The 22,433-nt window shown below is 42.4% G+C and carries 11 protein-coding genes and 1 pseudogene; 9 read left to right on the top strand and 3 right to left on the bottom strand.

Features of this window, described 5'->3' with window-relative positions; translation table 11 throughout:
- Positions 1-88: 88 nt before the first annotated feature.
- The 3 genes from F6K46_RS26595 to F6K46_RS26585 all read right to left on the bottom strand — a co-directional run bounded on the left by F6K46_RS26595 (position 89) and on the right by F6K46_RS26585 (position 1,441).
- A complete protein-coding gene (locus tag F6K46_RS26595; RefSeq protein WP_293054908.1) occupies positions 89-232 on the bottom strand; it encodes a hypothetical protein in 144 nt (47 codons plus the stop codon).
- Positions 233-516: 284 nt separating this feature from the next.
- Positions 517-966, bottom strand: a complete 450-nt coding sequence (locus F6K46_RS26590) for a response regulator (protein WP_293054906.1) — start codon at positions 964-966, stop codon at positions 517-519.
- A gap of 247 nt (positions 967-1,213) precedes the next feature.
- The gene (locus F6K46_RS26585; protein ID WP_293054904.1) at positions 1,214-1,441 is read right to left on the bottom strand and encodes a hypothetical protein; all 228 of its coding nucleotides are present in this window, start codon (positions 1,439-1,441) and stop codon (positions 1,214-1,216) included.
- A gap of 506 nt (positions 1,442-1,947) precedes the next feature.
- Between F6K46_RS26585 and uvrB the strand changes: the two genes are divergently transcribed.
- The 9 genes and pseudogenes from uvrB to F6K46_RS26540 all read left to right on the top strand — a co-directional run bounded on the left by uvrB (position 1,948) and on the right by F6K46_RS26540 (position 22,016).
- A complete protein-coding gene (uvrB, locus tag F6K46_RS26580) occupies positions 1,948-3,948 on the top strand; it encodes an excinuclease ABC subunit UvrB (protein WP_293055368.1) in 2,001 nt (666 codons plus the stop codon).
- Positions 3,949-4,485: 537 nt separating this feature from the next.
- Positions 4,486-8,952, top strand: a complete 4,467-nt coding sequence (locus F6K46_RS26575) for a CHAT domain-containing protein (RefSeq protein ID WP_293117509.1) — start codon at positions 4,486-4,488, stop codon at positions 8,950-8,952.
- 87 nt (positions 8,953-9,039) lie between these two features.
- Complete coding sequence (locus tag F6K46_RS26570; RefSeq protein ID WP_075895784.1) at positions 9,040-9,519, top strand: MEKHLA domain-containing protein; 480 nt, start codon at positions 9,040-9,042, stop codon at positions 9,517-9,519.
- 594 nt (positions 9,520-10,113) lie between these two features.
- Positions 10,114-10,308, top strand: a complete 195-nt coding sequence (locus F6K46_RS26565; protein WP_293054898.1) for a hypothetical protein — start codon at positions 10,114-10,116, stop codon at positions 10,306-10,308.
- Positions 10,277-13,093 (top strand): ATP-binding protein, encoded by a 2,817-nt coding sequence (locus F6K46_RS26560; RefSeq protein WP_293054896.1) that lies wholly within the window; start codon positions 10,277-10,279, stop codon positions 13,091-13,093. The genes F6K46_RS26565 and F6K46_RS26560 overlap by 32 nt, the downstream gene beginning before the upstream one ends.
- A gap of 122 nt (positions 13,094-13,215) precedes the next feature.
- A pseudogene (locus F6K46_RS26555) lies at positions 13,216-15,444 on the top strand (CHASE domain-containing protein).
- Between the two features lie 263 nt (positions 15,445-15,707).
- A complete protein-coding gene (locus F6K46_RS26550) occupies positions 15,708-18,035 on the top strand; it encodes a response regulator (RefSeq protein ID WP_293054894.1) in 2,328 nt (775 codons plus the stop codon).
- A 485-nt stretch (positions 18,036-18,520) separates the two neighbouring features.
- On the top strand, positions 18,521-19,444 hold the full coding sequence (locus F6K46_RS26545) for a substrate-binding domain-containing protein (protein WP_293054892.1): 924 nt from the start codon (positions 18,521-18,523) through the stop codon (positions 19,442-19,444).
- A gap of 7 nt (positions 19,445-19,451) precedes the next feature.
- Positions 19,452-22,016 (top strand): response regulator, encoded by a 2,565-nt coding sequence (locus F6K46_RS26540; RefSeq protein ID WP_293054890.1) that lies wholly within the window; start codon positions 19,452-19,454, stop codon positions 22,014-22,016.
- The last annotated feature ends 417 nt before the right edge of the window (positions 22,017-22,433 follow it).

The raw sequence follows: 22,433 nt of genomic DNA, 5'->3' as shown, positions 1-22,433 counted from the left end.
GGTAGAGTAAGACATGCTTGCTGTTGAGCTAGTTGTGTAGTGACTCTTGCGCTTGCCTATCACTCTGCCCCTTTTCTCGCAAACAACGTCATTGCAAGCTTTGAGCCACTTGTGTCAGGCAGCCAGGCGCGGTCTTGGGGAGGCAGCGCGGTCTTGGGGGTTTCCCCCATGAGCGACTGCCGTGGTCTCCCCCATGAGCGACTGCCGTGGTTTCCCCCATGAGCGACTGCATCAAGACATAGTCTCAAAATTTTTGGTAATAGGTAATGGAGAGTTGGTAATCGTCAACTACCAACTCTCCATTACCTATTACCTATTACCTATTCCCAGATACAAACGCTATAGCATGAGAGGTTGTCTGAGAAGTCCCATTTGCTACATCCAAGCCCCCTAAATCCCCCAATTTTGGGGGACTTTTAGAAGCAAATTGACTCTTATTCCCCCCAAACTTGGGGGGCTAGGGGGGCAAAATTCAGTATCAAAAAACTTTTCAGATATCCTCTGAATTGGCAATGGTTAATTTTTGGGTGGCAGTTTAACAATACTTAGCCAGAAGTTTTCAATTGACTTCAATACTTTGACAAACTGCTCTAATTCAAAGGGCTTAGTGACGTAGGCATTGGCGTTTAGCTTGTAGCTTGTGAGGATGTCCTGGTCAGAATCTGAGGAAGTGAGAATAATCACTGGAATCAGACTCAATTTTGGATCAGATTTAATCTGTGCTAACACTTCACGACCATCCATCACTGGTAGATTCAAATCCAGCAAAATTACGTCGGGACGGGGTGCCTTAGTATAAGGGGACTCTCGACGTAGAAATGCCATAGCTTCCTTACCATTGGTAAACGTCTGCAGATTGTTGCGAATATTGCTATTTTTTAAAGTAGCTTTGGTCAGATCTAAGTCCCCATGATTATCTTGGACTAACAATATTTCAATCCGCTGAATAGCATTTATATAGTTCATAATTACGATTTTTTTATCTTGAGATGAAATTAATAAACTTTTCTAGAGTTTATTATTTTTTTTGACTACATATAATTCTCGATTAATTGGGGCGTTTTCAGGTATAATCGGTAATAGTTATCTCCCTCGCAATTACCGATTAATCATTCCCAAAATTAACAATCATTTATTTGTTGGGTAGTTTTTGATATTAGATATGATTAGTGTTTCATAGTTTTCAGGATATAATCATAAATTTAATAATCAATTAATTATTACAGCGGTTTTCAATTATATCAGGTACAAATTGATAATTTTTAGGAAATAGGGAATAGGGAATAGGAAATAGGGAATAGGGAATAGGGAATAGGGAATAGGGAATAGGGAATAGGGAATAGGGAATAGGGAATAGGGAATAGGGAATAGGGAATAGGGAATAGGGAATAGGGAATAGGGAATAGGGAACATAAGCAGGTACACAAAATGAATTGCACATTGTATAAAAATAAAAGCATTGCAGGGGAAGGGTTACAGAGATTTTGATTAGGCAATTAATTCTGTGTATGTGCTTAAAAAAAAACTGTGTTACTCATAGTTATGAAAAACGCTGTAGTACAAAAAAAGCTTGGTTAAGTAAATTATAAAAATGCTCTAAACTTAAAGAACATGTTGATGCTAAATGATAAAAAGTGATAGTTATAAATTTAATAAAAAACCGTTATAAATTCCCGATAACGTATATTTTTATCCGTAATAATTATGATTTCAGCAATTAGCATTTAAGCAGATAGTTGTCATCCTCCCCTCCGGATTTTGGGCAAGTCTTAAAACTATCTAGCGATGCAGCGCGGTCTTGGGGGTTTCCCCCATGAGCGACTGCATCAAGACAATGACTTTGGGTAATAATCTATCCATCAGTACCTATAAATGTACAAAAATTATGATGAAATTATAGATAGTATTTTTACGGATTTTTTTTTAACTGTGCCAGAAGCGTCTAAAATGCTATTTAACCTCGAAGCCCCTTTTCAACCAACAGGGGATCAACCCCAAGCTATTTCCCAACTCACCACTTACCTCAAGGCTGGCAACCGTATCCAAACTCTACTGGGTGCTACGGGGACAGGTAAGACTTTCGCCGTGGCATCGGTAATTGAAAAAGTCGGCAAACCTACCCTAGTACTTGCCCACAACAAAACCTTGGCTGCCCAGTTATGTAACGAATTGCGGGGGTTTTTTCCCCATAACGCGGTGGAGTATTTCATTTCCTACTATGACTACTACCAGCCGGAAGCTTATATCCCGGTCACTGACACGTACATCGAGAAAACCGCGTCAATTAATGATGAAATTGATATGCTGAGGCACTCAGCTACGCGATCGCTTTTTGAACGGCGGGATGTAATTGTGGTGGCTTCCATTAGCTGTATCTATGGCTTGGGTATCCCCTCAGAATACTTAAAAGCTTCGATTCCTCTGCGGGTAAATACCGAAGTTGACCAACGCCAACTCTTACGGGATTTAGTCTCAGTACAGTATTCCCGGAATGATTTAGAATTGGGACGCGGACGGTTCCGGGTGAAGGGGGATGTATTAGAAATTGGCCCGGCTTATGAAGACCGAATTATTCGGGTAGAATTCTTCGGAGATGAAATTGATGCTATTCACTACGTTGACCCAGTTACCGGTGGAATTTTCCAAAGTGTAGAGGGCGTAAATATTTACCCTGCTCGTCACTTTGTTACTCCCGATGAACGGTTAGAAGAAGCTTGTAATGCTATTAAGGTAGAGCTTGAGGAACGTTTGGCTCAATTGGAGCAAGCTGGGAACTTGCTAGAAGCGCAACGGTTGGAACAGCGTACCCGCTATGATTTGGAAATGTTGCTCGAAATTGGTTACTGCAATGGTGTGGAAAACTATTCTCGTCACTTGGCTGGACGCCAGCTTGGGGAACCACCAGAGTGTTTGATTGATTATTTTCCCGAAGATTGGCTTTTGGTAGTGGATGAATCCCATGTTACGGTGCCGCAAATTCGGGGAATGTACAATGGCGATCGCGCTCGAAAGCAAGTGTTGATTGACCATGGCTTTCGCTTACCCAGTGCAGCAGATAATCGACCCCTGAAGGCAGAGGAATTCTGGGCAAAGGTGAATCAGTGTATTTTTGTCTCTGCTACTCCTGGGGATTGGGAGATGGAAGAATCTCAAGGGCGAGTCGTGGAACAGATCATTCGTCCTACCGGAGTGCTTGACCCAGAAATCTTTGTCCGTCCTACAGTAGGTCAAGTAGATGATTTGTTGGCTGAGATTAAGCAGCGGGTAGATTGTCAGGAAAGGGTGCTGGTAACAACCTTAACCAAGCGCATGGCTGAGGATTTGACAGACTATCTGCAAGAACGGGATATTCGAGTAAGCTACTTACACTCGGATATTAACTCTATTGAACGGATTGAAATCTTGCAGGCGTTGCGCCAGGGTGAATTTGATGTATTGGTTGGAGTTAACTTATTGCGAGAAGGGTTGGATTTGCCGGAAGTCTCTCTGGTAGCAATTTTGGATGCCGATAAGGAAGGGTTCCTCAGGGCAGAGCGATCGCTTATTCAAACTATAGGCAGAGCAGCACGTCATGTCCGAGGGCAAGCCATTATGTATGCTGATACCTTTACAAAAAGCATGAGAAAAGCGATTGATGAGACTAATCGCCGTCGTAAGATTCAAATTGAGTATAATATCAAAAATAACATTGTACCACAGCCGATTCGCAAAACCGCCAACAATCCGATTTTGACATTTTTGGATGTCTCCCGACGGTTGAATTCCCAACAGTTGGAAGCGGTGTTTGAACAGGTGGATGATGTACCTTTGGAGAAGATTCCGGAGTTGATTAATCAGTTAGAAGAACAGATGAAGGAAGCAGCGAAGAGGTTGGAATTTGAAACCGCAGCAAAGTTACGCGATCGCATTAAGCAGCTGCGGGATAAACTGCTAGGTAATCCAAGTTAACTAAGATTTTTTAAACTAACAGGAGGTGGAGAAATTATTGGTTTAGGGCATGCTCGGGATGTTGAGAAAAGGGGCACCCTGGAGAGATTTGCCCTCTGGCTATGGCGTTCATAGTACTTTCTCAACAGAACTATAGCTGACCTGCCACCCCCTCAAATTGCTCATGACAAAACCCGAGGCTCGTTACGAGCCGCTACGCGAAAGCTTTTTTGTCTCGATCCCACTCTCGGTGCCATGGGCTATTGAGGCAAGCAGACAGGCCCAACGAGTCTGTATGTTAAGTTTTGTAACAAAAACCAACAATCTGCATAAAACGGAGGAATTAGCCCTGATAAATACATAGTTGACAGGAAACTGAGATGCTGGATATTTCCCAAAGATTAAACCAAGTGTTCTCATCCCAAGGGGGATTTCTCCGAAGGAATGAAGCTGTAGAGCTTTGATACCAAATCCGCTCTAGTAGCCCCCTGTTAAATCTAGGTCTACTTTCTTGAAAAGGGTGTATTCGACCCAGATTCCCTATGAATTCTATCACTGATGAGACTAACATTGAGCTGTCTTCACCTGTTGAGCCAGATCATTGGTCAGGGAAGATCAGCAGCTACTAAGTTTTTCCTGCTTGTTTGTTCTTCAACCTATTTGACCTATTGCCCGTTGCCAACCCCTGTGCAGGCGCAACCGATAGTTGAAGCCAACGATGGTACTGGTACTGTTGTCAACCCTGAGGGTAACCAATTCAACATTGATGGCGGTCAGCTGTCGGGAGATGGTGCGAATCTCTTTCACAGCTTCCAGAAATTTGGTCTGAGTGAAGGTCAGATTGCCAACTTTCTCTCTAATCCTAATATCGAAAATATCCTAGGGCGAGTCACTGGTGGTGATGCTTCTGTAATTAATGGCTTAATCCAGGTTACAGGGGGTAATTCCAATTTATTCCTGATTAACCCCGCTGGGATTGTCTTTGGTGCTGGTGCCAGCATCGATTTACCTGCTTCTTTTACCGCCACCACCGCTACTGGTATTGGTTTTGATGGCGGGTGGTTTAACGCCATTGGTAGCAATGACTATGCTTCTTTGGTAGGCAAGCCCAATACTTTTGATTTTGCTGTTTCCCAACCAGGTGGGATCATCAATTTAGCGGATTTAGCAGTTAAAGAGGGGCAGAATTTAACCTTAGTAGGTGGTACTGTGATCAGTAATGGCACTCTTACTGCCCCTGGTGGTCAAGTTACTATTGAGGCTGTGCCTGGAGAAAATTTACTCCGTATTTCCCAGCGAGGTAATATTCTCAGTTTAGAAGTTTCCCCCTCTGCCACTGTTCCCTTCACTCCCCTTTCCCTACCCGAACTGCTGACAGTTGGCGGCGGTGATGCTACAGGAATTGAGGTAAATCGTGAGGGTACAGTACAACTGATAGGTTCTGGTATCCAGGTGCAAGATGGTGATGTAGTAGTGCAGGATATCAGTGCTGGTAAGCAAGTAGTTATTGAAGCAGACGGTAATATTCGGACAGCATCAATTACTTCCGATGGTGGAAGAATTTTCCTCAATAGTAGAAAAGGAGAGATTGATACTAGTAGTGGCACACTGGATTCAACGGCGGTAAGTGGTGATAGTGGAAATATTGACCTGAAAGCAGAAGGTAATATCACTACCGGGAGTCTCAATGCTTCCAGTAATAATGGTGATGGTGGTAATATTACTGCCGTTAGCGATAGAGGAAGTATTGATACTAGTGCTGGGGTAGTTGATTCTTCCTCTGTGGAAGGTAAAGGAGGAGAGGTTCAATTATTCGCTACCGAGGGAAGTATTAATGCTGGCGATGTGGTGGTGCAGGATATCAGCGCTGGTAAGCAAGTAGTTATTCAAGCAAAAGGTAATATTCGGACAGCATCAGTTACCTCGGATGGTGGAAGAATTTTCCTCAATAGTAGGGAAGGAGAGATTGATACTAGTAGTGGCACACTGGATTCAACGGCGGTAAGTGGTGATAGTGGAAATATTGACCTGAAAGCAGAAGGTAATATCACTACCGGGAGTCTCAATGCTTCCAGTAATAATGGTAATGGTGGTGATATTACTGCCGTTAGCGATACAGGAAGTATTGATACTAGTGCTGGGGTAGTTGATTCTTCCTCTATCGAAGGTAAAGGAGGAGAGGTTCAGTTATTCGCTACAGAGGGACGTATTAATCCTGGTGATATAAATGCTGGTAGTAGTAATGGTGAGAGTGGCAACGTTACTCTTTTTGATGTTAGTGACATTAATACTCCTACTATTACTCCCATTCTAGATTTCGACAACCAGAATGTCTTTCCAAGCAGTGCAGAATCTCCAGTCCCAGTAGTACCTGAAGCTCCAGCGTTCCTGCCTATAGAGCCACCCATTATTGAACCTGCTTCAGTCATCGACCCAAATCCATTAGCAACCCTACCACCACAACTACAGTCAGATTTTCCAGCACTACTACCGCCAGAATCTTCAACACAAGAAGAGCCAGTTTTTCAACCAGTACCACCGCCAGAACCTCCAACAACATCAGATTTAGGTATTCCACCACGACCACCACTAGCATTAGATAATCCACCCCAGCAACCTCCACAACCTCCACAACCGGTAAATATTGGAGCTGTAAATCCTGTAAATCCTCCCAATCCTTCCCCAACAACACCATCACCAAGGTCAGACAATCAAAACTCTGCCTTGCCAACCCAGGTTAATCGATCAGATTTGGCGGTCAATCAGAGCAAGAGGTTAAACAAGACTCAAGCAATTGAACTAGAACGACTGACAATCCTGGTACTGGAAATTACAGATTGTCTGGCAGAAGAACAATTGCTCATAAATCCTCAAGGATTTTCTATACAAGTTGCTGCCAAAGATTACACTAAAGCTGCCGAATGCTATCATAAAAACTTAGAATTTGCACGAAAAATTGGCGATCAATTGCGAGAAGCAAAAGCTTTACATAACCTCGGAGTAACTCACTATATTTTGGGAGACTATGGCAAAGCTATAGACTATCATAAGCAGCATTTTAATCTTGCCCAATCAGACCCAAATTTAAGAAGAAAACCACAAGCTTTTAGTGGTTTAGGAGCCGCTTATGGCGCAATAGGAAACTATGACAAAGCTATTGAATACTATAAACAGGGTCTAGAACTAGTAAACTCAACCAATGAGTCTGAGTGGAAAAGGAATATAGTAAGCAATCTCGGATTAGCTTACTACGCTAAGAAGGAATATACCAAAGCACTTGAATACAAAGAAAAAAGTTTAGCGATCGCTAAAAAATCCGATAACCTACCTGGAAAGGCAAGAGCATTATCTAATTTGAGCTTGGTGTACTATACCCTGACCGACTATAACCAAGCAATTGAATACTCTCAGCAGAGTTTAGCGATCGCACAAAAACTGCAAGATAACTATGGAGAGTTAGTAGCCCTAGAAAATTTGGGAATAATTTACCATGCTCTAGAAGACTACAACCAAGCAGTAAACTACCAACGCCAAAGTTTAAAAATTGCCAAGCAACTAGGTGATCGCCACGCCAAGGGACGAGCTTTGAGTAACTTAGGTGATGCTCTCTATCAAGCCGGAAATCCTCAAGAAGCAAATGAGGCTCTCTTTGCTGCCATTGAAATTTGGGAGTCTTTGCGGTCAAACTTAGGCAGCAATGACCTTGAGAGAGTATCAATATTTGAAACTCATGAAACAACTTATAGCACTTTACAAGAGTATTTAGTAGAACGAAAACAATTCAATCAAGCCCTAGAAATTACTGAAAGAGGACGAGCAAGAGCCTTTGTTGAACTATTAGCGAGAGGTTTATCAGAGTCTGAACCAAACCTCAAAAATCACAAACCGATTGCTCCTCCGAACATCAAACAAATTAAAAAAATTACCCAAGAACAAAACTCGACAATAGTTTTATACTCGATTATCAAAGAAGTTGTCGAAGCCCAAGGTGTGCGGCAACTTCAAGACAAAGAGCTTTACATTTGGGTAATTAAACCTACAGGTAAAATCGCTTTTCGTCAGGTTGATTTAACTAATCTGGATACATCTCTTGACAAATTGGTTGGTATCACTCGTAAATCGATTTTTTTAAGAAGAAGCCCATCCCTAGTTGATTTAGTTCCCAGAGAAAGATTGACTAAAACAGAGAGAGCTGGTCAAACTGAACGATTAAAACAACTGCATCAACTGCTCATTGAACCAATTGCGGAACTCTTACCTACTAATCCCGAAGCTCGTGTAACCTTTATTCCCCACGAATCCTTGTTTCTAGTACCTTTCCCAGCACTACAAGACGCTTCTGGTCAATACCTGATCGAAAAACATACTATGCTCACTGCTCCCTCGATTCAGGTGCTGGATTTAACTAACCAGCAACGGCAACTGGTTTCTGGAGAAGAGATGCTAGTAATTGGTAATCCCACTATGCCTCAAGGTTTGCCCCCTCTTCCTGGAACAGAAACAGAAGCGCTAGCGATCGCTGAGATGTTCAATACTCAAGCCCTGATTGGCAATCAAGCCACTAAGGCAGCAGTAGTTGAGCAAATGTCAAAGGCAAAGATCATACATCTAGCTACTCACGGCTTACTGAATGACTTCCAGGGATTAGGTTTACCAGGAGCGATCGCCCTTGCTCCGACTAAAACAGATAAAGGTTTTCTCAGTGCCAGTGAAATACTCGACCTCAAGCTTAGTGCTGAGTTAGTAGTTTTAAGTGCTTGCAACACTGGTAGAGGTAGAGTTACCAGTGATGGCGTGATTGGATTATCCCGTTCTTTAGTTGCTGCTGGTGTACCTAGTGTGGTTGTTTCCCTCTGGAAAGTACCTGATGACTCCACAGCTGACCTGATGACTGAATTCTATCGCCAGCTACAACAAACACCTGACAAAGCAGTTGCTCTGCGTCAAGCCATGCTTACGACTCTTAAACAGTACCCAAATCCAGTGGAATGGGCGGCTTTTACCCTGATTGGGGAAGCCGAGTAATCAAGAAGTTGCAGGAGTTCAGGATCACAGAGTTTAGGATTGCTATAGTTCCCTAAGGGTGATAAATCTTTGCAAAATAATAAACCGATGAACACTGAGCTCCAATTTCCTTGGCAACAAGACCCAGTAATTCGCCAGAGCGAACGTCTAATCAATAGCTTTCATCATTGGACAGGGCATTCTCTAATCGATACCAGTGGCTTACCTATCGAAATTGCACAGGCACTATTTGAAGCTCCCTTTACGGTCCTCTCTCACAACACTGAATCAGACCCGATTTACAACTATGGCAATCGGAAAGCTTTGGAATTGTGGGAAATGGATTGGAACCAATTGACTCAGATGCCTTCGAGATATTCAGCTGAGCCGATGGAAAGGGAGGAGCGCTTACACCTGCTTAACCAAGTCACAACCCAGGGCTATATTAGCAACTATCAAGGTGTCCGTATTTCTAGCACTGGTAAACGGTTCCAGATTTCAGATGTTATCGTCTGGAATCTCATTGATGAGGAAAATAACTATTGTGGTCAAGGGGCTACGTTTTCCCAGTGGATACCGCTTAATTGAGGATTTCGCCCACTTAAATTGTCTATTTCTTGTCTATTTTTGAGAAAGGGGGAAAACTTCAAAGTTTTCTCCCTTTTTCCTGAGCGCCCCTGCCCCCTTGCCGATTCAATCAAAGAAATCATTTGTAGCATTCATAGTGCTAATTCATAGTGCTAATTCATAGTGCTAATTCATAGTGCTAATTCAGATAAGATGCCTCACAGCTTACTTCCCCTTCTTGCAGTCTCCTCCCCCACTTCGGGTCTCTTCCCAATCTCCATAAATCATCCCCCTACAAGTCTAGCGTTTTTCATAGCTATGAGGTACAAATAATTTTTTACCTATTCCCTCTTCTCTGTTCTCTGTTCCCTGTTCTCTGTTCCCTGTTCCCTGTTCCCTGTTCTCTGTTCCCTGTTCCCTGTTCCCTGTTCCCAGATCCGCTGTTCCCTATTTCCTGTTCCCTATTCCCTAAAACCGAGGAATCTGTACCTCACCCAATTGAAAACCGCTATACAACGCCGTTATTTGGGTCGGACTAGTCGGGAACTCTATATGTAACTGGTATATCTAACTGGCATCACAGAAGTCCATATTGTTCAATGAATCTAACCCTAAATGATTACAGCTCCAGGCTATTCCATCACTGAGTCAATCGACTCTGGCACTAGAACCCTACTTGGTATTGCCTATTGGTGCCATGATTTAGGCAAGTCTTACCTAAAGACCTTCCTCATCTTTATAACTGATCAAACCGAAAGCCATATTGGAAATCCAAACTATGACGAAATCCAGGCTTGTCGGCAACACTAGATTCCCCAAACCATTGGTTTGGACAGTGATTTTTATCTGCATTTTACCCTATATTGTGCATCAATTAGGGGTTGATTTTAGTACCGATCAGGAACTGTTTGACCTCTCGGCAGCCTCTGAATGGGAACCCCATGAACTTCATGATGCCATGCACTCCGTCCTGTCCGGAAGTTTTGTACACACACTCTTGGAGTGGAGTGCTGTCTGTACGGCTATTTTTACGGTTTGCTTAGCCTTCACAAACTATAGTATCACCAAAGACCCAATCGTTCCTATCATCGGCCTATCACTTTTTTTTGCTGGTGTGATGGATACCTTTAATACTGTGGCTGCTGAGCACTTAATTGATGCTGTCGCCGATAATCGGAATTTAATTCCATTTACCTGGACACTCTGTCGGCTTTTCAATGCACTAATCCTGATTCTAGGAACTAGCCTTTGCTTAAGGAGAAGCTGGGTAGAAAAAAACCAAACCAGCAGCTTGGGTTTTGTCATTATTGTCAGCTTGGGGTTTGGGTTGATTGCCTATGGCATAATTCACATCTGTGCAACCAGCGAGCTTCTGCCGGAAACAACATTTCCCAACTTCATTATCCCCCGACCATGGGACATCCTGCCATTGCTTCTGTTTATTGCTGCTGGCATTTTTATTTACCCAAGCTTTCACCAACGGTATCCCAGTCTGTTCTCTTACTCCTTAATTGTGAGTACTATTCCCGATACAGTCGCCCAACTCCACATGGCTTTTGGTTCACAAGCACTCTTCGACAGTCATTTCCATATCGCCCATTTCCTCAAAATTATTGCCTACCTGATCCCCCTAGTAGGATTAATACTGGATTATCGACGTACCTATTTGACAATCAATCAGGTGAATAAACGTCTGATAGAAGAGATTGATAAAAAACAAAAAATAGAAGTAACTTTACAAAAAATAATCAAAGAATTATCAGATTTTAAGTATGCTTTAGATCAAGGTTCAATCCTAGCAATTACTGACCAAAAAGGGGTAATTACCGATGTCAATGATCGGTTCTGTCATATCTCTAAATATTCTAGAGAAGAACTGATTGGACAAAGCCATCTATTGATCAATTCCAATTACCACCCCAAGGAATTCTTCCGAAACCTCTGGTCAATTATTGCTAGTGGTCAAGTTTGGCAGGGAGAAATTAAGAATCAAGCGAAAGATGGCACCTATTACTGGGTCGATACCACCATTGTACCGTTCTTGGATGATAGAGACAAACCTTACCAGTATTTGGCGATCAGAACCGATATTAGCGATCGCAAACAAGCTGAGGAAGACCTCAAACAGGCAAAAGAAGCAGCCGTTCGCGCTGCGGCGCAAAGCGCAGTGGCCAACCGTGCCAAAAGCGAATTTCTCGCCAACATCAGCCATGAACTCCGCACCCCTCTCAATGGCATCCTCGGTTACACCCAAATCCTGAAACGCTCCAAAACCTTGTCTGATCAGTCTCTCAAGGGGATTGACATTATCCATCAATGTGGTGATCATCTGCTCACCCTAATTAATGACATTTTAGACCTGTCCAAAATTGAAGCTGGTAAAATGGAACTCTACCGGACAGATTTTCATTTTTCGTCTTTTCTTCAGAACCTGATTGACATCTGCGAAATCCGAGTTCAAAACAAGGACATTTTGTTTACTTACCAACCCCTTTCTGAACTTCCCACCGGCATCCATGCTGATGAAAAACGCCTGCGACAAGTGCTGATTAACTTACTGGGGAATGGGATTAAGTTTACTGACACTGGAGACGTTAAGTTTACAGTAAGTGTCCTTAAACCCAGGGAAAAGGAGAATGAACACATGACCAATAGCCAAGGACTATTGACAACAATTCGATTTAAAATTGAAGACACGGGTATTGGCATGAGTGCGGAACAAATCGAACGAATATTTTTGCCCTTCGAGCAGGTGGGGAATCCCTTAAATAAAGCACAAGGGACGGGATTGGGATTAGCCATTACTCAGAAACTGGTTCAGATGATGGGGTCTAAGTTAGAAGTAAGCAGCCAGTTGGGCATTGGCACTGTGTTTTGGTTCGATTTGCAGTTAAAAGAAACCACAGCTGCATCCAAACCCATGACTCCTCAAAGAGGGATTATTGGCTTCAAAGGTCAGCCACCCACAATTCTGGTGGTGGATGATAAACAAGAAAATCGCTGGGTGATTGTAAATCTGCTGGCTCCCCTGGGATTTGAACTAGTGGAGGCTAGCAGTGGTCAAGAGGGTTTAGAGGAAGCCACAGCATTTCCACCAGACCTGATTATCACTGACTTGTTGATGCCACAGATGGATGGCTTTGAGATGATCCGACAGTTGCGACAATCCCCCCAATTGCACTCAAAAGTAGTGATTGCGTCTTCGGCTAGTGTATTTGACACTGACAAGGAAAAAAGTAGTGAGGCTGGAGCGGATGATTTTCTGCCTAAACCAGTAGAGGCAGAAAAGCTACTAGAGATGTTACAAGTGCATCTGAAACTGGAATGGATTTATCAAGCAAGGCAGGAAGGAGGAAGTAGGAAGAAGAAAAACATCTCATCTCAAACCCTAGAGATTGTGACTCCTCCAGTCGAGAAACTTTCCCAACTTTACGATCTGGCTAGGGCAGGCTTAATCAATGACCTTTTAAAACAAATCGATAACCTAGAAAAATCCGATCCAAACACTAGTGATTTTGTCCAACACATCCGTGAATTAGCTCAAAAGTTTCAGTTAAAAAAAATACGCTCTTTCCTTAACGACTATATTCATTGAATTCAGAAGATGCCTGTTTACTTTCAAAACCAGTTATCTCTCGCCTATTTATGATATTTCATAGACTGACTAATTCCAACCATTAAACTTTATGTACTCAGGGACTAAACAAAGGTAATTTAATGAATAATACCAAACTAATTAATCCTCTACTCCCGCTCAAAAAAACAGTCCATTCTCTGCCCTTAGCACTGACTATTTTTACAGGGGTTATGTTTTCCATACTAACGTTCATGGGAACTTGGAATTTGGAAAACAAAACGATCGAAAAAGAGTTTGAACAAGATGCAACCGATATTGTTTCCTTGCTCCAAAGAAGCCTTGACAAAAATCTACAACAACTGGAATCGATTGTTGGGGTTTATGCTGCCTCCGAAAAAGTGACTCGTCAGGAATTTCGGACGTTTGTCAAGCCTTACTTGTCAAATCATTCAGATATTCAAGCCCTAGAGTGGATTCCTTGGGTACCCCATGAGCAACGAGCCGCTTACGAACAAGCTGCCAAACAAGAGGGTTTTCCTAACTTTAAAATTACAGAAAAGAATCCTCAGGGAGAGCTGATTAAGGCTAAACCCAGAGAAGAATATTTTCCGGTCTATTTTGTTGAGCCATACCACGATAATGAGACAATGTTGGGATTTGACCTAGCCTCGAATTCTCTAAGTTTGGAAGCTTTGGAATTATCACGGGATAGTGGCAAAGCGATCGCAACTGCACCGATGACATTAATGCATAAAAGCCCCCAGCACCAACTAGGATTCCTAATTTTATGGCCAATTTATCGACAAAATACACCTACTAATTCAGTTATATCCCGTCGCCAAAATCTGGAAGGTTTTGCCTCAAGTGCGTTTTTGATTGGAGACATTGTAGACAGGGCTTTAAAGTATCGACAACCGAGGGGGATTGATGTTTATCTGTTTCACGAATCTGCGCCAACAGAGGAGCGATTGCTCTATACCTATTCATCTAGTACACCCAAAGCATCAAAGGACTTGAAGGACGAAAACCTTGCTACCCTCAGAAATGGGTTACACCATACTGTAATTCTTGATGTCTCAGGACAGAAATGGTTGATTCTGTCTAAGCCCAATTCCGAATATATAGCGAGTCGAAGAACCTGGTATCCCTGGACTGTTTCCTTGGGGGGACTATTACTGACCATATTGCTAGCTATCTATATTAGCGATCGCATTTCAGCAGTAGCAGCGCTGATGGAGAGTGAAAAACAGCTAGAACAGCGAGTTGAGCAACGGACAGTGGAACTCCAGAAAGCCAAAGAAGCAGCAGTTCAGGCAGCAGTGGAAAGTGAAGCTGCTAACCGTGCTAAAAGTATATTTATTGCCAACATCAGCCACGAAGTCCGCACTCCCCTCAACGGTATTTTGGGTTACGCTCAAATCCTGAAACAATCAACTAGCCTAACTGCTAACGACAAGAAAGGTATTGATATTATCGAGCAGTGCGGCTCTAATCTGCTCACCCTGATCAATGAGATTTTAGACCTCTGTACAATTGAAGCTGATCAATTAGAACTCCACCCCGAAACGGTTGATTTTGGTACCTTCTTGAAGGACATCGTAGCAATTTGTCAGTTGAAAGCAGAACAAAAGGGTATTTCCTATAGTTACCAAGCGACTTCTCGACTACCTAGAGCAATTACTGTTGACGAAAAACGCTTGCTACAAGTGCTGATTAACTTACTCGACAATGGCATTAAATTTACTGAAACAGGGGGAGTAGCCTTTAAGGTTAGTGTCCTTGAATCAAGGAAAAATGCTAAAGATGAAATAACAAATAAACTCCAACAGATTACCACTATTCGCTTTGAATTAAAAGACACCGGTATTGGCATGAATAGCGAGCAATTATCTCAACTATTTTTGCCCTTTTAAAAGCTAGAAAATACCTCTGGTTATGTGGAAGGTACTGGACTGGGTTTAGCAATTCCCCAGAAACTTGTCAAGAGGATGGAAGGTGACATTAATGTCGAGATTAAACCAGGCAAAGGTAGTAGTTTTACTATAGATTTAGACGTACCCACTTATCCAGAATACCATGAAATAAATTTTCAAAAAAATCAGCCAAAAGTTTTTGAATGTCAAGAACACAAAAATCATAATCATAAAAACATATCACTTCAAACAACACAAATTGTTAGTCCTCCAAAAGAAAAACTAGTCTACCTCTACGATCTGGCTATGTCAGGCTTAATCAATGACCTTTTAGAGGAAGTCGATCAGCTAGAAAAAAATGATGATATATTTATACCATTTTCCCAAGCTATCCGTCAATTATCCGAAAAATTTCAAATAAAAAAAATTAGAGAATTCATCAAACAATACCTGTAAAGTAATTAGATAAACCTGGTGACTAACACTATAAATCCCAAACTAAAGAAGCAAGGGTAATTGATAGGAGACTGAAACTGTTACTTGGGTGGGACTGGCTGGGAATTCTATAATATAACTATTGTATTTACCACTTTATTTACAATTGTATCTACAACCCCGGTATGTACAACCCCACAATTATTAAATAATTCGCAATAGTTTTTAATTACTGATAAAAGACAATGGCTGCATCTCCCTTGAGGAGGATATGGAGAAGTAATATGACTAAATTAAAAACAGACTCAACCACCGCATCTTCATTGTTAAAGACGGTTTCAAGCAACTCATGCCATCCCTTAACAGGTTCCCTTACCTGGTTCAGAAAGCAGCTAAATCGCCTTAGTATCAGTCAAAAGATTGCCTATGGGTATGGTATTGCCCTTGGGATTGCTGTCCTGGGAACAACCGTTGGACTCCTGATTGGCAATGGGTACCAAAACTATGCTCAGAACTTAAGAGAAGATACCTTAGAAGAAAGTGAGCTTCTCATGGACTTGCAACGTTACCTGCTGGAAATACAAATACACCATCAATACTTCGCTGTTATGTTCCAGCAACCAGAGCTTTTTCATGAAGAGTATTCTCGTTTTAAAAAGCATTCCCGATTAGCCCAGCAAAACTGGTTGGCATTAAAAGAGTCTTACAAAAATTCAGAGGTATATGAGCTACCAGAGGAAGTTGAACTTTTAAATAACCTTATCAAAAATTATGACAGCCTAATACAAGTCTACACCCAACGTATAGAGGCACTATTGCGGCAAATTGATCCGTCGAATTTGACCCCAGAACACATCGAGAAAGCCCAAAAAAAGTTTTTAGATTTAAGCAAGAGTCCTTTAGGGCTCAACCTCAGAAGTTTCGTCTATGATCTTGAGGAAATAATAGAGGAAGTTGAGGAGGAAATACCACATGCCAAAGCTGTGCTAGAGGCTTCTGAAAGGCTTCGGACTCGAATCATTTTGATAACCATGATCCTATCAATTTCAACTGCAGCCCTATTAGCCTTCTATACCAGTAAAACACTGTTAGCAGCTCAAGATGTAGAAATTCAACGTCAACAGCTCCTGAGCGAAGAATTACAAGTAGCTAAAGAAACCGCTGAAATTGCCAACCGTGCTAAAAGTGAGTTCCTGGCCAATATGAGTCATGAACTGCGCACTCCCCTCAATGGCATCCTCGGTTATACCCAAATCCTCCAACGCTCTAAAATCATAAGTCCTGAGGAACTCAAGGGCATCCGTGTCATCCACCAATGTGGCAACCACCTATTGACCTTGATTAACGATATTTTAGACATTTCTAAAATCGAGGCCAAGAAAATGGAACTGTACCCAAGGAATTTTCATTTTCCCTCCTTTCTAGAAAACCTAGTTGACATCTGCCGTATCCGCGCTGATCAGAAGGAAATTTCCTTTAGTTACCAACCCTTTGCTCAACTCCCCAATCACATTTATGCCGATGAAAAACGCCTGCGACAAGTACTAATCAACTTACTGGGTAATGGGATTAAATTTACTGACACTGGAGCAGTGACTTTCAAGGTAAATGTACTGGAGTCAAAGCCCTTAACAACAAAGGAAGACAAAAAGCCAAACCACCATGGACTGATCAGAACAATTCGGTTTGAAATTGAAGACACCGGTATTGGTATGAGTCCGGAACACATCGAACGCATAGTGTTGCCCTTCGAGCAGGTGGGGAATCCCTTAAGTCGAGCCGAAGGCACCGGATTAGGATTAGCGATTACTCAGAAACTGCTTGAGATGATGGAGTCTACGTTGGAAGTGCAAAGCCAGCTGGGTGTTGGTAGTGTATTTTGGTTCGATTTGGAGTTGCCAGAAGCCACAGAAGTAACTGATGTGATTGTTCCTGATCAGACAATTATTGGTTTCCTTGGCATTGAGCGCAAAATTCTGGTAGTGGATGATAAACAAGAAAATCGCTGGGTACTGGTGAATCTGCTCGCTCCCCTTGGCTTTGAACTAGAAGAAGCAACCAATGGTAAAGAAGGTTTGCAGAAAGCTAAACAGTTCCAACCGGATCTGATTATTACTGACTTGTTGATGCCACAGATGGATGGTTTTGAGATGAGCCGACGGTTGCGAGAATCCTCCCAATTCTCATCAGTGCCACTGATCGCTTGTTCCGCCAGTGTGTTTGATGATCACCAGCATCACAGTATTGAGGCGGGAGCCGATGATTTTCTGCCCAAGCCAGTAGAGTCAAAAAAGCTATTAGAGAAGTTGCGGAAATATCTGAAACTAGAATGGCTTTATGAAGGAGAAGAAGATAAAGATAAAAACCTAAGCACCAAGGCACCATCCCCCCTCAAAACTGAAAACTCGATAGTGCCGCCCTCAAAAGAATCACTAGACCAGCTGTACGATCTGGCTAAGACTGGCTTAATTAGCGAGATTTTAAAACAAGTTGAAATTCTCGAAAAATCTGATGATAAGTTAATCCCATTTAGCCAACATCTCCGTCAATTAGCCGAAGAGTTTAACCTCAAGAAAATCAGAAAGTTTATTCAGCAATATCGGGAGCAATAATTATTATAGCAAAGGGAGTCGGGAATCGGGAGTCGGGAGTAGAGGTAATAAAATTGAATGTAGCTTATAAGTATAAGAAACGCTAGATCACAAGTAACTATTAATAACCAATCCACAAAACTATTTTTGGTTAGTAAATTTTTCCGATCACATACCAACAAAATAAACTAGAGATTAAGCTGAAACTGTTATTTGGGTAAGATTAGCTGGGAACTCTATAATATGGCTATTGTAGAATACCATAACTGGAAAGTATTCGCAATAGTTTAACTAAACTAGTAATAAAAGACAATGGCTGCATCTCTCTTGAGGAGGATATTCTATGACTAGATTAAAAATGAACTTAACCAATCAATCCTGATTGTCAAAGACGGTTTCAATCAATTCATTCAAACCTTTAACAGGCTCCCTTGTCTCCTTCAAAAAGGGTCGTGTTGCACCTTTATGGCATTGACTCTGGCACTAGAACCTAAGTTGCTCAAGGCATGTCTGAGGCTCACCAAAAACTCGTGATTATCAAGAGTAAAATTAATAGTTTATTGGAGATGTTGAAGTTAAATACCTGGTTTACTCTAGCTCTAGGGACGAGTCTAGCCATGTTGGTAAGCTGCACTCCCAACACCAACCAAGCGACCAATGTCCAACAACCCCAGCAGGAAATCAAGATTACTGGGGCAGGGAGTCCCTATCCAGCCATGAAGGTATTAGCCGCTGCCTATGAAGCTAAGACTGAAAACACAGTCATTACCTTTTTGCCAAAAAGTCAATCCCCTGGTGGAATCGCTGGCGCTAAAGACAAATTAGTTGATCTTGGTACTGTTACCAGGACCTTGAAACCAGAGGAGGATGATGGCTCTTTAGTATATCGGGAAATCGCCAAAGATGGTTTAGTAGTAGCAACTCACCCTAGTGTCGTAGGAGTAACCAATTTGCAAACCGAACAACTCAAGGCAATCTACAGCGGCAAGGTGACCAATTGGCAAAAGCTAGGGGGACCAGACGCAACAATTATCGTGCTGGATCGACATGAGGATGAGTCAGCCAAGAAACTATTGCGGAAATATTACCTTGGGTCAGACCTCAAGAATGCTCCAGAAGCAGTGATTTTGCGCCACGAAGCTGATTTAATTGCAGCGGTTGAGAGTACACCCTACAGCATCGGTGCTTTTTCCCTGGCCTATGCGATCGCTAATCAGCTACCTGTGAACCGCCTCAGCCTCGATGGCGTAGAACCCACCCCTGAAAACATTCAGTCAGGTAAGTATAAAATGGTGCGTCGCCTTGGCATCGTCTACCGCCAAGCTCCCTCAGATAATGCCCAAACCTTTATTGACTTCGCCTTTAGCAAAGAAGGAGGCAACCATCTGCTCGGATCAGGGTTTATACCATCTAGCCAGGAACAGGAGTAGTAGTGACATGTTCCGACAGATGTACTCGAAACTTTCCCTCAGAGCAAAAATACTATGGCCGATGCTCTCTGTGTTCCTGGGAATGTGGATAGTAGGAACCTTTAGTTTGGGCTATTTTTTCACTAAGCGTATAGAACTGCAACTGAAAAATAAGATCCAGAACTTCTCATCCGTACAATTGCATGCCTTTGAACAGGAAAAAGAAACTCTATTTTTGAAGGCAAGGTGGATAGCAGACAGAGAGGATGTTTCCACATTGGTTGCGACAGGGAACCGGCAAAAGCTGTTTCAGTATTTACTGCCGATACAGTTATCTTATCAGCTCGATCTGCTTAAACTCGTAGACAAGAACGGGTCTGTATTGCTGGAACTGCGGCAGGCAGACCTTAACCAAGTTGAGCTAATTGACGAGACAGTCAACCAAGCGGCAAGCATTGGCATGGATTTGTTCGATTTCCTCCCAGCTCAAGACAATGCTGCATCGCTTCTAGTCGGTCTAACCTCGGTGAAGTCTGCCCAGGAAATCTTAGGGGGAATAATCGTTGGCATTACCATTAGCGATGAATGGCTTGAACAATTACGCCCCCATAGGCACCATCACCTGGTTACCTTCTACGATTCTCAGGTTACTGCCTCTACCTTAACCGATGCTAAAAACACTCCTTGGCAGCCACCGCCAATCCAATCCCTACCAGTGCAGGTCACTATTGCCGAGAAAAACTACATTGCCAAAACTGTAGAGATCACTGGGATCAATGGCAAGGGGGGCAAACTGGTTTTACTTTACTCCGCCGCACCTCTCGAGCAGGTGCAGGGACAGTTGTGGTTAAGTATCAGTGCTTTGTGCTTGCTGGGGTCAGCAATTACCACCGTAGTTGCCAACAGGGTCACGTTCTTGATTACCCGTAACATTCAACAAGTAACAGAGGTAGCCCAGCGCGTCACTCAAGATGATGATTTTACTCTACAAGCCCCGATCATATCCCAAGATGAAATAGGAGTCTTAGGTACTTCTCTGAATCATCTGATTCAACAAGTAAAGCATCTTTTGGCATCCAAAGAAGCAGAAGTCCAACGTCAACAGCTCCTCAGCCAAGAATTACAAGCAGCTAAAGAAACCGCTGAAATTGCCAACCGTGCTAAAAGTGAGTTCCTGGCCAATATGAGTCATGAACTGCGCACTCCCCTCAATGGCATCCTCGGCTATACCCAAATCCTCCAACGCTCTAAAATCATGAGCCCTGAGGAACTCAAGGGCATCCGTGTTATCCACCAATGTGGCAACCATCTACTCACCCTGATTAACGATATTTTAGATATTTCTAAAATCGAGGCCAAGAAAATGGAACTTTACCCAAGGAATTTTCATTTTCCCTCCTTTCTAGAAAATCTAGTTGACATCTGTCGCATCCGCGCTGATCACAAAGACATTCTCTTTACTTACCAACCCTTTGCTCAACTGCCCAATCACATCCATGGCGATGAAAAACGCCTGCGACAAATACTAATTAACTTACTCGGTAATGGCATTAAGTTTACTGACACTGGCGCAGTCAATTTCAAGGTCAATGTCTTGGAATCAAAGCCCTTAACAACAAAGGAAGACAAAAAGCCAAACCACCATGGAATTTTGAAAACAATTCGGTTTGAAATTGAAGACACCGGTATTGGTATGAGTCCGGAACACATCCAACGAATAGTGTTGCCCTTCGAGCAGGTGGGGAATCCCTTAAGTCGAGCCGAAGGCACCGGATTGGGATTAGCCATTACTCAGAAACTGCTTGAGATGATGGGGTCTACTTTGGAAGTGCAAAGCCAGCTGGGTGTGGGCAGTGTATTTTGGTTTGATTTGGACTTGCCAGAAGCGACAGGGGTAACTGATGCGATCGCTCCTGACAAGACAATCATTGGTTTGTCAGGCAAAGGGCGCAAAATTCTGGTGGTGGATGATAAACCAGAAAATTGCTGGGTACTAGTGAATCTGTTAGCTCCCCTTGGCTTTGAACTAAAAGAAGCGAGCAATGGTAAAGAGGGTTTAGAGAAAGCCACAGACTTCCAACCGGATCTGATTATTACTGACTTATTGATGCCACAGATGGATGGTTTTGAGATGATTCAACGGTTGCGAGAATCCTCCCAATTCTCATCAGTGCCAGTGATCGCTTGTTCAGCCAGTGTGTTTGATGATCACCAGAACCAAAGTAGTGAGGCGGGAGCAGATGATTTTTTGCCGAAGCCAGTAGAGTCAAAAAAGCTATTAGAGAAGTTACGGGTACATCTGAAACTAGAATGGGTTTATGAAGAAGAAGAACATAAAGATAAAAACGTCACGACCAAAGCACCATCCCCCCTCAAAACTCAAAAGTCGATAGTGCCGCCCTTAAAAGAAGCACTAGATCACCTGTACGATTTGGCGAATACTGGCTTAATTAGCGACATTTTAAAACAAGTGGAAATCCTGGAAAAAACGGATGATAAGTTAATCCCATTCAGTCAACATCTCCGTCAATTATCAGAAGACTTTAAACTCAAGAAAATTCGACAGTTTATTCAGCAATATCGGGAGCAATAATTATTATAGCAAAGGGAGTAGGGAGTAGGGAGTAGGGAGTAGGGAGTAGGGAGTAGGGAGTAGGGAGTAGGGAGTAGGGAAGAGGGAAAAAATCCTGTGTAACTAATTAGGCTAAAAAAAGCTATAAAATAATTAATTAATTATTTTGTTAATTAAAAAACCATAAAACCAGGCATAAAACTCTATATTGTGTATAGCAATCTGTGTAATAATTTTGATAATTTTTGTTCCCTAGTTCCTAGTCTATGGTCCATGGTCCCTACTCCCTGCTTCCTGTTCCCTTTGCTATAGGATTGATTCATAACTAAATTATACACAATATATATAGTTGCGGCAGCAGAAGTAGTGACTATTTAAAAAAAAAAAAAAATAATACTACAGTTTTTTGGTAATTAAAGGGAACAATTAAAGGGTAAC

This window comes from Moorena sp. SIO3E8 (assembly GCF_010692445.1).
GTDB lineage: Bacteria > Cyanobacteriota > Cyanobacteriia > Cyanobacteriales > Coleofasciculaceae > Moorena > Moorena bouillonii.
This window is presented reverse-complemented; position numbering and strand designations above follow the sequence as displayed.

Coding starts and splice junctions, on each gene's coding strand:
- F6K46_RS26560 (WP_293054896.1), top strand. CDS start 10,277: ATGACGAAATCCAGGCTTGTCGGCAACACTAGATTCCCCAAACCATTG.
- F6K46_RS26570 (WP_075895784.1), top strand. CDS start 9,040: ATGAACACTGAGCTCCAATTTCCTTGGCAACAAGACCCAGTAATTCGC.
- F6K46_RS26540 (WP_293054890.1), top strand. CDS start 19,452: ATGTTCCGACAGATGTACTCGAAACTTTCCCTCAGAGCAAAAATACTA.
- F6K46_RS26545 (WP_293054892.1), top strand. CDS start 18,521: ATGTCTGAGGCTCACCAAAAACTCGTGATTATCAAGAGTAAAATTAAT.
- F6K46_RS26585 (WP_293054904.1), bottom strand. CDS start 1,441: ATGTGCAATTCATTTTGTGTACCTGCTTATGTTCCCTATTCCCTATTC.
- F6K46_RS26550 (WP_293054894.1), top strand. CDS start 15,708: ATGACTAAATTAAAAACAGACTCAACCACCGCATCTTCATTGTTAAAG.
- F6K46_RS26590 (WP_293054906.1), bottom strand. CDS start 966: ATGAACTATATAAATGCTATTCAGCGGATTGAAATATTGTTAGTCCAA.
- F6K46_RS26565 (WP_293054898.1), top strand. CDS start 10,114: ATGATTACAGCTCCAGGCTATTCCATCACTGAGTCAATCGACTCTGGC.
- F6K46_RS26575 (WP_293117509.1), top strand. CDS start 4,486: ATGAGACTAACATTGAGCTGTCTTCACCTGTTGAGCCAGATCATTGGT.
- uvrB (WP_293055368.1), top strand. CDS start 1,948: ATGCTATTTAACCTCGAAGCCCCTTTTCAACCAACAGGGGATCAACCC.
- F6K46_RS26595 (WP_293054908.1), bottom strand. CDS start 232: ATGCAGTCGCTCATGGGGGAAACCACGGCAGTCGCTCATGGGGGAGAC.